Consider the following 12,240-nt stretch of genomic DNA (forward strand, 5'->3'; position numbering starts at 1 on the left):
ACATGACAATCGGTACATTACCTTTCGATCAAGAAACAATCCGTCAACGCGCAAGCGAAGTAAACGAAGCTGCTTGGTTGACTGAGTTCCGCTTACAAGCTCTTGCACAAGCAACTGAACTTCCAATGCCAACGCCTGATAAAACGAAAATTGAAAAATGGGACTTTATCGGAAAAGGCGACGCTGCTAAGCAAGAGCCTGTAAGTTCTTTAACAGAGCTTCCAGAAGCAGTGAAAAACTTAATCGATGAAAATAACAGCGTATTAGTACAACGCACTGGTACAACTGCATTCGTTTCTTTAGCAGACGAAGCAAAAGAAAAAGGTGTTATTTTTACAGACATCGTAACAGCTGCAACAGAGCATGCTGAACTATTACAAAAGTATTTAATGAAAGACGGCGTGAAGGTAGACGAGCATCGTTTAACTGCACTTCATGCTGCATTAATCAACGGCGGTGCATTTGTATATGTTCCGAAAAACGTTGTTCTTGAAACTCCACTTCAAGCTGTATTCTTAGTAGACGGCGAAGAAGCTAACGTATATAACCACGTATTATTCGTAGCTGATGCGAACAGTACTGCAACTTATGTAGAAAACTACGTTGCAAATGAAAATGCTAAAGGTATTGCAAATATCGTAGCAGAAGTAATCGTGGAACAAGGCGCACAAGTGAAATTCGGTGCGGTTGATCTATTAGCAAAAGACGTAACAACTTATGTTAACCGCCGCGGTGTTGTTGGACGCGACGGCCGCATTGATTGGGCTCTAGGTCTTATGAATGACGGAAACACAATTTCAGAGAACGTTACGAACTTAATGGGCGACGGATCATATGCTGATACGAAAACAGTAACAATTGGCCGTGGTAACCAAACACAAAACTTTACAACTAAAGTTGTTCACTTCGGTAAACACTCTGAAGGTTGGATCTTAAAGCACGGTGTACAAAAAGATAGTGCAACATCTATCTTTAACGGAATTGGTAAGATTGAACACGGTGCATCTAAATCAAATGCACAACAATCTTCTCGCGTTCTTATGTTAGATGAGAAAGCTCGCGGTGACGCAAACCCAATTCTTCTAATTGATGAAGATGATGTAATGGCAGGTCACGCAGCTTCAGTAGGCCGCGTAGATCCGTACCAATTATACTACTTGATGAGCCGTGGTATTCCAAAACGCGAAGCAGAACGTTTAGTCATCCATGGATTCTTAGCACCTGTAGTAAATGAGCTTCCAATTGAAGGAGTAAAAGCACAGCTTGTTGAGGTAATTGAAAGGAAAGTTCGCTAATGAATATTCATGAAATACGCAAACAGTTTCCAATTCTTGATCAAAAAGTGAACGGCAAACAACTTGTTTATTTCGATAGTGCAGCAACTTCTCAAAAACCAATTCAAGTCATTGAAACGTTAGAACGTTACTATAAAGAATATAATTCTAACGTGCATCGCGGTGTTCATACGCTCGGTACGAAAGCTACCGACGCGTATGAAGGTGCACGCGAGAAAGTTCGCAAGTTTATTAACGCGAAATCAATGGAAGAGATTATTTTCACGCGCGGAACGACAACTGCATTAAATACAGTAGCGGCTAGCTATGGTCTTGATAATGTAAAAGAAGGCGATGAAATCGTTATTTCTTACATGGAGCACCATAGTAACATCATTCCGTGGCAGCAAGTTGCGAAGAAAACGGGTGCAACTTTAAAATACCTTCCGCTTCAACCAGACGGTACAATTTCTTTAGAAGATGTTCGTCAAACAGTTACACCGAATACAAAAATCGTTTCTATTATGCAAGTATCAAACGTACTTGGAACGATTAACCCTGTAAAAGAAATCGGAGCAATCGCACACGAAAACGGTGCAATTATGGTCGTTGACGGTGCACAAAGTACACCTCATATGAAAGTAGATGTACAAGATTTAAACTGTGATTTCTACGCATTATCTGCTCATAAGATGTGCGGACCTACAGGTATCGGCGTATTATATGGCAAGAAAGAATTGCTAAACAATATGGAGCCAATTGAATTTGGTGGTGAAATGATCGATTTCGTAGATTTACAAGAATCTACGTGGAAAGAGCTTCCGTGGAAGTTTGAAGCAGGTACACCGATTATCGGTAATGCAATCGGACTTGGTGCGGCAATTGATTTCCTTGAAGAAATCGGTCTTCATAATATTGAAAAGCATGAGCATGAATTAGCGCAATACGCTTTAGAAAGACTATCAGAAGTAGATGGCGTTACAATTTATGGTCCAAAGCATCGCGCTGGCCTGGTTACATTTAATATTGAAGACGTACATCCTCACGATGTAGCAACTGTATTAGATGTAGAAGGCATTGCAGTTCGCGCAGGACACCACTGTGCACAACCGCTTATGAAGTGGCTAAAAGCTTCTTCAACAGCACGTGCGAGCTTCTATTTATATAATACAAAAGAAGAAATTGATACATTTGTTGAATCGCTAATCAAGACAAAGGAGTATTTCACAAATGTCATTTAATAATTTAGATACGTTATACCGTCAAGTTATTATGGATCATTATAAGAATCCTCGTAACCATGGCGTGTTAGAAGATAGTGTTACCGTTAACTTGAACAATCCAACTTGCGGCGATCGTATTCAACTTACGATGAAAGTAGAAGAGGGGATTGTGCAAGAGGCGAAGTTTGAAGGCGAAGGATGTTCCATCTCAATGTCTTCAGCTTCAATGATGACACAAGCAGTAAAAGGGAAGAAAATTGAAGAGGCACTTCAGCTTTCTAAAATTTTCTCTGACATGATGCTAGGAAAAGAGTACGATGACAGCATCGATTTAGGAGATATTGAAGCATTACAAGGCGTATGCAAGTTCCCTGCACGTATTAAATGTGCAACATTAGCGTGGAAAGCGTTAGAAAAGGGCTTAAACGAAGATAAGTAATGTTAAAGGTTCCTAAAAACGAGGTTATCTAAGGAGGGACACACCAACATGGCGAAGCAACTGCCAGATATCGGCGATTATAAATATGGTTTCAAAGACAAAGACGTTTCGATTTTCCGTGCTGGACGCGGTTTAACAAAAGAGATCGTTGAAGAGATTTCACGTATGAAAGAAGAACCACAGTGGATGTTAGACTTCCGTTTAAAATCACTGGATAAGTTCTATGAAATGCCAATGCCACAATGGGGCGGCGACTTAAACGACTTAGATTTCGATGAAATTACGTACTACGTAAAACCATCTGAGAAATCTGAGAAGTCTTGGGATGAAGTACCTGATGAAATTAAAGCGACATTTGATAAATTAGGTATTCCAGAAGCTGAGCAAAAATATTTAGCTGGTGTATCTGCACAGTACGAATCTGAAGTTGTATACCACAACATGAAAGAAGACCTAGAAGCTCTAGGAATCGTATTTAAAGATACAGATAGCGCATTAAAAGAGAACGAAGACATTTTCCGTGAGCACTTCGGAAAAGTAATCCCACCAACAGACAACAAATTCTCTGCATTAAACTCTGCAGTTTGGTCTGGTGGATCATTCATCTACGTTCCAAAAGGTATTAAAGTGGATACACCACTTCAAGCGTATTTCCGTATTAACTCTGAAAATATGGGACAATTCGAGCGTACGCTTATCATCGTAGACGAAGGCGCACACGTACACTACGTAGAAGGTTGTACAGCACCTGTTTACACAACTAACTCACTTCATAGTGCGGTAGTAGAAATCATCATTAAGAAAGATGCTTATTGCCGTTACACTACAATCCAAAACTGGGCGAACAACGTATACAACCTAGTTACAAAACGTGCGGTTTGTGAAGAAAACGCAACGATGGAATGGATTGACGGTAACATCGGATCTAAATTAACGATGAAATACCCAGCAGTTATCTTAAAAGGCGAAGGCGCTCGTGGTTTAACATTATCTATCGCGATTGCTGGTAAAGGCCAACACCAAGATGCTGGTGCGAAAATGATTCACTTAGCACCAAACACGTCTTCAACAATCGTTTCTAAATCGATTGCGAAGCATGGTGGTAAAGTAACTTACCGTGGTATCGTACACTTCGGACCAAAAGCGAAAAACTCTCGCTCTAACATCGAGTGTGACACGTTAATCATGGATAACCAATCTACATCTGATACAATTCCTTATAACGAAATCAAAAACGATTACGTTTCACTTGAGCATGAAGCGAAAGTATCGAAAGTATCAGAAGAACAATTATTCTACCTAATGAGCCGCGGTATTTCTGAGCAAGAAGCTACAGAAATGATCGTAATGGGCTTCATCGAGCCATTCACTCGCGAACTTCCAATGGAATACGCAGTTGAAATGAACCGCCTAATCAAGTTTGAGATGGAAGGTTCTATTGGTTAAATAGAAATGAGGAAGCGTCCTGCTATGCAGGGCGCTTTTTTTATGTTGTGTGGGTTCGGATTGGATCGGGAGGGAGGGCGGATACCCAGGTGGGTGTTCAGCTAAATATATCAACGATTTTTCAAATATATCGATCATAACCCTGAATATATCAACGATTATTTCAATATATCAACGCTTCGACAAGGGATATCGATTTACCAACAAATTACGACAAAAGAAACACCTCATATACCCCTCAACATGCGAAAATAGGAGAGGAGCACCTATATGACTAGAAGCAAGGCAAAGATACTGACAAATCCACAGAAGAATCCACAGAAGAATCCACAGAAGAAGCTCCCAACAAACTCCCTGAAAAATCTCCCTCAAACTAATCAACAGATTAGAAAAAGTAATATAAGATTTCTCACATTAAAAGGGCAATCTTTTGCTTTTTCTCATAATGCGAGTACAATGTAAAATAGCAAGAAAAGACGAAAAGTATTTACAGGATTATTGCGTACGTGTAGCGTAAATGGCAGTAAGGAACTGAGAGGAGGTTTTTTCTCTGAATATAAATAAAGAAACAATCATCCACCTTTATCATACAAACGATATACATAGTCATTTTGAAAATTGGCCGCAAATTTCTCGGTTTGTACAAGGAGAGAAAAAGCGTAGACAGGAAGCGGGAGAGACCGTTTTGACGGTTGATATCGGCGATCATGTGGATCGTTTTCATAGTATTTCGGAAGCAACAAATGGGCTTGGCAATACGAAGCTTTTAAATGAGGCGTTATATGATTATGTAACGATCGGAAATAATGAAGGAATTACGTTAGCGAAGGAGCATTTGAATCGTCTATATGATGATGCTGGGTTTGAGGTGCTCGTCGCGAATTTATTTGAAAAAGAAGGTGTACGTCCAGATTGGGCAAAGCCTTATAAATTACATACAACGACAGATGGGATTACGATTGCCTTTATCGGGTTAACGGTTGCGTATCCAGAGTTTTATCATATGCTTGATTGGCATATTGAAGATCCGCTTATCCATTTAGAGTCTATTTTAGAAGAAGTGCGAGATGAGGCTCATATTACGGTTGTCCTTTCTCACCTTGGAAAAAGTATGGATGAGTATATGGCGGAGCATTATGATATAGATGTTATTTTAGGGGCACATACGCATCATTTATTTGAGCGAGGTGTTCTTATGAATAATACGTTACTTTGTTGTTGTGAAAAGTGGGGACGTTACGTTGGGCACGTTCAGCTTACTGTGGATAAAGAGACGAAGAAGCTGTTGAAAAAGGACGGTAGAGCGATTAAGACAGAACGTTTAGGTGCTTATAGCAAAACGTTATCCACAATCGAAGTGCTGCAGGAAGAAAGTAAACATATTATGGAAGAGCCTGTCGTTCATTTAAAGGAATCATTACCGATTGATTGGTTTCATGAGACGTCATTTTCGCACATGTTAGCAAATGCACTGAAAACGTGGTGCAGTGCTGAGATTGGAATGGTGAACGCTGGTGTACTTCTTGAAGGATTAGAAGAGGGTGTTGTGACGCGCGGAGATATTCACAGAATTTGTCCACATCCAATTAATCCATGTCTATTAAAAGTACCTGGGAAAACGTTAAGAGAAGTTATTTTGAAAGCACGTCGTCCGAATATGGAGAACCTTGAGGTAAAAGGATTCGGATTTCGCGGAAAAGTGATGGGGAAAATGATTTACGCTGGTGTAGAAGTCATTCCAGATACGATTCCTGGGAACAAAATTTTACTGGAAGATGTATTGATTAATGGGGAATCGCTGGAATTAGATCGCATATATACGGTAGGAACGATTGATATGTTTACATTTGGATACTTATACCCAGAGCTATCCACACTTTCTGACAAACAATATTATATGCCAGAACTACTTAGAGATGTGTTAACAGACATGTTGATAACTCATACATCTTCCGTCAAACTATAGGCTAGTTAACTTGTAACACTCATTTTTCTCTTGTCATACAGATAAGAAAGAGAGGAGTGTGAACTATGGTTAATGTGGAGCCAATTATAATCGATAATTATACGTTTATTGCGGTTAGTGTTAAACTTCCAAAGACAAATTTGCTAGCTGTAATGAGCGATAAAGGATATATTATGTGCGGTGCATTAGATGTAGGTCTTTTAAATGAGAAGTTAGGTGATCGAGGAATTATTGCTGGCCGTGCGGTTGGTGTAAGAACGATTGAACAACTTCTTGAAGCACCGCTAGAATCAGTAACGATTGAAGCTGAAGCTTTAGGTATTACGGCCGGCACAATCGGAAAAGAAGCACTATTAAAAATGAGATAAGCATATATCGTCCCTCCTTCTTGCATAGAAATAATATAAGAAGGAGGGTTTTTTATGAGTATATTTCGTTCGAAAAATTCGCGGTTTCGAAGGGGGCCCATTTCCTTTCGGTACATACTGCTTATGTCGTTTATTCTTTTTATCATATTACTAGTACAAGGATTATGGATTGTGAATAGCAGCATTCAGCCGACATTAATTAAATATGGGGAAGTAGAGACGCAAAAAATGGCGACAGCAGTTATGACGAAGGCGGTAAAAGACAGAATTGATGAAGGGTTCGATGTCGATTCATTAATGAAAGTACAAAATGATAAAAACGGGAAAGTATCCACAATTAATTTAAATACGAAGCAAGTAAATGAAATCGTAACGTCAACGACCACATACATAGAAAAATATTTACAGCAAGTAGAACAAGGTAATTTGAAGGGGCTAGGTATTTCTGAAAAAAATGGGGCAACGATGGCAGTTCCTTTTGGTCGTGTGACGGATAATGCGCTTCTTGGAAATATAGGACCCGATATTCCAATTGATTTCACGACGATTGGTCATGTGAATACGGATATTAAACAAAAAATTGAACCGCACGGGATCAATACGACAGCGATTCAAATCATTATGGAGATGGAAGTCACGTTGCAAGTCATTATTCCATTTCATACGAAAGAAATAAAAGTAAAACAAGATGTTCCGATTGCGACGCGCATTGTTCAAGGGGAAGTGCCTACTTATTATGGGAGTGGGAGTGTTGTTGTACCTGATAAAAAGAAAACGGATAGTTAGATGTATATAAAAAATAACCGTAGCGATATGCTACGGTTATCGTTTTGTATTCGCGCGTTCTTTTCGCTCCCAAAGACTTAAATGCATGTATGGATCGAAAGCCCATTCTGTATAACCATTGTCTTTATACATACCGAAATGTAGGTGGGGCGGGAATTTTCCAGCTGTGCCAGGAGGGCCGTAACCGGTGCTACCAACAAATCCGATTACTTTTCCAGGCTCGACAATTTGTCCAAGCTGTATTTCTTTTGAGAATCCGCCTAAATGAGCGTAATAATGATAATTATTATGAAGGTCGCGAATACCGATGCGCCATCCGCCAAGACGGTTCCAGCCTTTTGTTTCAATAATGCCATAGCAAGTGGATCTTACTGGTACGCCATAGCCTGCAAAAATATCGGTTCCTTCATGAATTCGTCTTCCCCCAAAACTTCTTCCAGCGCCGAAAGTACTACGGTAGCTATGGTCACTGCGAATAGGAAGAGGAAAAGCATTTCCTTCTAAATTAATACGTCCATAATGTTTATAAATACGGGCGTATTCGGTAATTAAATCAACTGTTTTCGCACGTCTATAATATTCCCAAAGCATAATGTGAATGCGGTCTTCGGACGTTCCTTGTTTCTTTAAAATCGTTGCTGCTGTATGCAGAAGGTCACGGTCGTTATTTGCATTTGCAAATCCATCTTTGTCACCATCTAAACCCATCCCGCCAAATAGAGAAATTGTATGGGGGAGAGTGTCGTTACCATTAACGGGTCCAGCCCATATTTCTGGTTTGAAATAAAGGGAAATGATGGCATCTGGTTTTTTTGGAATATCTTTTCTTACGCTCCGTATATTTCTTTCATATTGATCCATTGCAGCTAAGTAATACCACGGAATGCCTGAAGATTGCTCGGTTTCTTTATATAGTGCCATGCGCTTTTCGTATATGCTTTGCTGATTATCTTCACCGTAAGCGATGTTTTGGTGAAGAAGAAAGCAAATCGAAAGCAAAAGAGAAATTTTTCGAAGCATGAAATAGACTCCTTTCACAACATCACTCTTTTTAGTGTGGGATATACGGAGTATTTCATTATAGGGAACGATTGGAAAAAATCTTAGAATCTTCATTTGAGCAAATCGCTTTCATACGTTAGAATAGATATGTTACATTGAAAGAAGCGAACACGGTAAACTATTTCATATTGTGCGGAGTTGATAACCATGACAAAACAAACAGAATATAAGCGCAAGCCCGAATGGTTGAAAATTAAGTTAAACACGAATGAAAACTATACAGGCTTAAAGAAAATGATGCGTTCTAAGAATCTTCATACAGTTTGTGAAGAGGCGAAATGTCCGAATATTCATGAATGCTGGGCTGTAAGAAAAACAGCAACATTTATGATTTTAGGTGCGGTTTGTACACGTGCTTGTCGTTTTTGTGCGGTTAAAACAGGCTTACCAACTGAGCTTGATTTACAAGAGCCAGAACGCGTAGCAGATTCTGTAGTACAAATGGGCTTAAAGCACGTTGTTATAACAGCGGTTGCACGTGATGATTTAAAAGACGGCGGAGCAGCTGTTTTTGCTGAAACAGTACGCGCTGTTCGTCGTAAAAATCCATTTACGTCAATAGAAGTATTACCATCTGATATGGGTGGAGTAGAAGAAAACTTAAAAATGTTAATGGATGCAAAACCAGATATTTTAAACCATAACATTGAAACAGTACGTCGATTATCTAACCGAGTTCGCGCTAGAGCAAAATATGACCGTTCATTAGAGTTTTTACGTCGAGCGAAAGAAATGCAGCCTGATATTCCAACTAAATCGAGCATTATGGTGGGCTTAGGTGAAACGAGAGAAGATTTAATTGAAGCAATGGATGACTTACGTGCAAACAATGTGGATATTTTAACTCTTGGACAATACCTACAACCATCTAAGAAGCATTTACCAGTTCTTAAATATTACCCACCAGCAGAATTTGCAGAGCTTAAAGAAATTGCACTTAGCAAAGGCTTTAGCCACTGTGAAGCTGGTCCACTTGTGCGTTCTTCTTACCATGCGGACGAGCAAGTTCGTTCTGCGAAAGAAAAAACAGCAGAAGCAAAATAATGAAAAAAGAGAGCTAATTATTAGCTCTCTTTTTGTTTGAACTCTAAAACAGTATTTGTGCACGTGAATAAAATCTTTTTTAATTCCTCTGTGGATAATTCAATTGTAAATTCAGGTACACCAGGTGTAATTAAAATTTTATCGTACGTATAAATAGCACTATCCACAATAATTGTTACACTTTGTGAATAACCGAAAGGAGCTACACATCCTGGTGCGCAACCAGTTTTGTCTCGCAGTTCATCAGGAGAACAGAGAGATAAGCTTTCTCCAGTTATTTCTTTCATCTCTCCCCGGTTTAGCCTTGTGCCCTCTAACGTGAAAAATACGTAATAATCTCCAGACTTTGATTTTAAAAATAAGCTTTTACTTGGAGTGCCTTGTAAGCCAAGCCTTTCACGTACGATACGATCTGTTTCATAATCGAGTACTGGTTCGTGTTCAAACTTTTCGTAAGAAGCATTTGTTTTATGTAGTAAAGCAAGTACATCTTCGTACATATGGAGTGATACCCCTTTCTATTGTTAGTACAGTTTCTTCTCGTGGCGTCAACTGAATATGTTGGAAAGAGATATTACTTGGACGGTGCTTCCCATAATCGTTTTAGGACACATTGTTCATCGATTGTAATTTCGTAAATATCAGGATTCGTTAGAGCTCGCCATTCATTAAAGCCAATCGTCTGATCAAAGTGCCTTAAAATGAGCGTAAGTAAGTTTCCATGTGTAACAAGTAGCGTTGTAGTATGGTTTAATTTTAAAACGTCTTGGATAAGCGATATAGCACGGTCCGTTGCTTGTTTTGTTGACTCTCCGCCTGAAAAGGCAATATCTATATTTGTAAAAGTAGACTCTAGTTTCTGCATCCAATCATCCATTGGAACGTCGCTTAATATGCGTTCAGCTAATCTTTCATCTTCTTGAATAGACAAGTTAGCTTGGAGCGCATAGGGCCGTATAGAATCGATAGCTCGCACAAATGGGCTTGAAATAATATGATCTATTTGTGGTTGGTCTTCTAAGAGGAATGTAGCAAGGGTGTTTGCTTGATTTTTTCCTGCAATTGTTAACTCGGCATCACGTTCTTGTCCAGCGGCTGAACAATGTCGTATTACAATTATTTTCTTCATAATTCATCCCCATCTTTCAAGTTGACGCTATATACTTCGACAAAAGTGGAAATAATTCCTTTTTATTGGAAACGGCATATTGATTTGAATAGGTGGAAAAGTAATGTGGATAATAGAAAATCGAGGTGCAATGATGAAAAAAATGATATGTATCGTATTCATGATTTGTTTTCTTACGCAATTGTCCACAACATATGCACAATCCAATCAAAAGTTAGATTATCCAAGTAATCGACATAAGCCATTTGTTAGTGAGGATGTGTTTTACGAACAATTAGATAAGAAAATTTATAAAGAATATGAAAATGCAGCATACAGTGTTCGAAAAAAAGTCGTATTTAAAGAAGTGCCCGATGAAGAATCTTCTTTTAGGCAAAAAACAGCCGTGGGTTGTCGGGGTGAAGTGGTGCTTCAAGATTCTTTTGTTCACCCTGATCGCCAAGTTTATTTTTTCGCTTCCTTTTCTCAAAATGAAGTAGAAGAGTTTCATAAGTACATTGTTATAGATGCAGAAACAAAGAGGGAGTTACAAGCGGGAAAAAGCTATCGTCATTATGATAATCCATATAGAGTAAAACCGTAATCAGTGAGGTTTGTCCACTGATTATTAGTCTTACTGTCCGTAATAACAGGTAAAAAATAAACCACCAATTTTGGTGGTTTATTTTTTACTCCGGCACACTCATTAATTTCGCTTTCATTTTACGAATAAGAATGACAGCACCGATTGTGAAGAGAAGGGTAATTCCTTCTGCAACAAAGATGTTGATTGTTTTTGTTTGATAAAGTGCCGCAAAAAAGTCTACAAATGCGTGGAATAATACAGCGTACACAAGGAAGATATATTTCTTCTGTTTTACTGCGTATAAGACAAGCATTGTAAAGGCGATTTGCAGCACGAGTGCCATAATTCTTTCGAAGCTACCAAGGAAGTATAAGTAGGCAGGTTGCTGAATTAACATGTCCTGTAGGCGGCTTAGCTCTGGCATTTTTTCAACCATTTGAGCGAAGCTACCGCTGTTAATTGAATTCGCAAATATAAGTGCTTGGAATGCAGAGAATCCGCCAACTAAAATGGATTCTATCCCGCCGTGACCAATTCCATAAGCAAAACCATCTTTATATTCTTGATATTTTTTTAGTAGGAAAAAGAAGGCAACGAAGCGTCCTAATTCTTCAAAAATACCAGCAGTTAGTCCACCATACAGTGCGAAGACAAATGGATTTTCTAAAATTGGAGCGATTGCTGGATTACCGCGCATAAATAGGTGGAATGGTGTTTCGAGAATTTGGGTAAATCCGATAAAGATAAGAACACCAACACCGACCACTTTCCAATTAATATTATATTTTTTACGGAAATAAACGAGTACAATAATTGGGACCAGAATCGAGACAATGAGTTGAAAGATGATGCTGGCAATTACAGTATTTGAAACCATATTTTCACCGCTTTCTAATATATGTACATATCTATTATGCATGAAATATTTTATAAAGAAA

The 12,240-nt window shown here is 38.9% G+C and carries 13 protein-coding genes; 9 read left to right on the forward strand and 4 right to left on the reverse strand.

Features of this window, described 5'->3' with window-relative positions:
- Positions 1-2: 2 nt before the first annotated feature.
- The 7 genes from sufD (at position 3) to yunB (ending at position 7,502) form a co-directional block, all read left to right on the forward strand.
- The gene (gene sufD / locus QCI44_RS02430) at positions 3-1,295 is read left to right on the forward strand and encodes a Fe-S cluster assembly protein SufD (RefSeq protein ID WP_000152177.1); all 1,293 of its coding nucleotides are present in this window, start codon (positions 3-5) and stop codon (positions 1,293-1,295) included.
- On the forward strand, positions 1,295-2,515 hold the full coding sequence (sufS, locus tag QCI44_RS02435; protein WP_116363710.1) for a cysteine desulfurase SufS: 1,221 nt from the start codon (positions 1,295-1,297) through the stop codon (positions 2,513-2,515). The genes sufD and sufS overlap by 1 nt, the downstream gene beginning before the upstream one ends.
- Entirely contained in the window at positions 2,505-2,936 is a 432-nt protein-coding gene (gene sufU / locus QCI44_RS02440; RefSeq protein ID WP_000009523.1) for a Fe-S cluster assembly sulfur transfer protein SufU, read from the forward strand. The genes sufS and sufU overlap by 11 nt, the downstream gene beginning before the upstream one ends.
- Positions 2,937-2,984: 48 nt before the next feature.
- Entirely contained in the window at positions 2,985-4,382 is a 1,398-nt protein-coding gene (gene sufB / locus QCI44_RS02445) for a Fe-S cluster assembly protein SufB (protein WP_001118824.1), read from the forward strand.
- 574 nt (positions 4,383-4,956) lie between these two features.
- Positions 4,957-6,348, forward strand: a complete 1,392-nt coding sequence (locus QCI44_RS02450) for a bifunctional metallophosphatase/5'-nucleotidase (RefSeq protein ID WP_080117812.1) — start codon at positions 4,957-4,959, stop codon at positions 6,346-6,348.
- 65 nt (positions 6,349-6,413) lie between these two features.
- Positions 6,414-6,716, forward strand: coding sequence for a YunC family protein (locus tag QCI44_RS02455; protein ID WP_000248463.1), 303 nt, complete (start codon positions 6,414-6,416; stop codon positions 6,714-6,716).
- A 54-nt stretch (positions 6,717-6,770) separates the two neighbouring features.
- Positions 6,771-7,502: a sporulation protein YunB gene (yunB, locus tag QCI44_RS02460; protein ID WP_088084551.1), complete on the forward strand. Its 732-nt coding sequence runs from the start codon at positions 6,771-6,773 to the stop codon at positions 7,500-7,502.
- Positions 7,503-7,538: 36 nt separating this feature from the next.
- On the opposite strand, the gene QCI44_RS02465 is transcribed toward yunB, so the two are convergent.
- Positions 7,539-8,522: a M23 family metallopeptidase gene (locus tag QCI44_RS02465; RefSeq protein ID WP_016085697.1), complete on the reverse strand. Its 984-nt coding sequence runs from the start codon at positions 8,520-8,522 to the stop codon at positions 7,539-7,541.
- Positions 8,523-8,711: 189 nt separating this feature from the next.
- Between QCI44_RS02465 and lipA the strand changes: the two genes are divergently transcribed.
- Positions 8,712-9,608: a lipoyl synthase gene (gene lipA, locus QCI44_RS02470; protein ID WP_000166375.1), complete on the forward strand. Its 897-nt coding sequence runs from the start codon at positions 8,712-8,714 to the stop codon at positions 9,606-9,608.
- 20 nt (positions 9,609-9,628) lie between these two features.
- On the opposite strand, the gene QCI44_RS02475 is transcribed toward lipA, so the two are convergent.
- Together QCI44_RS02475 and QCI44_RS02480 are read right to left on the reverse strand one after the other, a co-directional pair.
- Positions 9,629-10,108 (reverse strand): YbaK/EbsC family protein, encoded by a 480-nt coding sequence (locus tag QCI44_RS02475; RefSeq protein ID WP_016085698.1) that lies wholly within the window; start codon positions 10,106-10,108, stop codon positions 9,629-9,631.
- Between the two features lie 74 nt (positions 10,109-10,182).
- Positions 10,183-10,737 (reverse strand): histidine phosphatase family protein, encoded by a 555-nt coding sequence (locus QCI44_RS02480; protein WP_016136923.1) that lies wholly within the window; start codon positions 10,735-10,737, stop codon positions 10,183-10,185.
- 103 nt (positions 10,738-10,840) lie between these two features.
- Between QCI44_RS02480 and QCI44_RS02485 the strand changes: the two genes are divergently transcribed.
- The gene (locus QCI44_RS02485) at positions 10,841-11,320 is read left to right on the forward strand and encodes a hypothetical protein (RefSeq protein WP_116363708.1); all 480 of its coding nucleotides are present in this window, start codon (positions 10,841-10,843) and stop codon (positions 11,318-11,320) included.
- Positions 11,321-11,405: 85 nt separating this feature from the next.
- On the opposite strand, the gene QCI44_RS02490 is transcribed toward QCI44_RS02485, so the two are convergent.
- Positions 11,406-12,221 carry a YhfC family intramembrane metalloprotease gene (locus tag QCI44_RS02490; protein ID WP_016085701.1) on the reverse strand — a complete coding sequence of 272 codons (816 nt, stop codon included), beginning with the start codon at positions 12,219-12,221 and terminating at the stop codon, positions 11,406-11,408.
- Positions 12,222-12,240 lie beyond the last annotated feature (19 nt).

Source organism: Bacillus cereus group sp. RP37 (assembly GCF_040459695.1).
Classification (GTDB): domain Bacteria; phylum Bacillota; class Bacilli; order Bacillales; family Bacillaceae_G; genus Bacillus_A.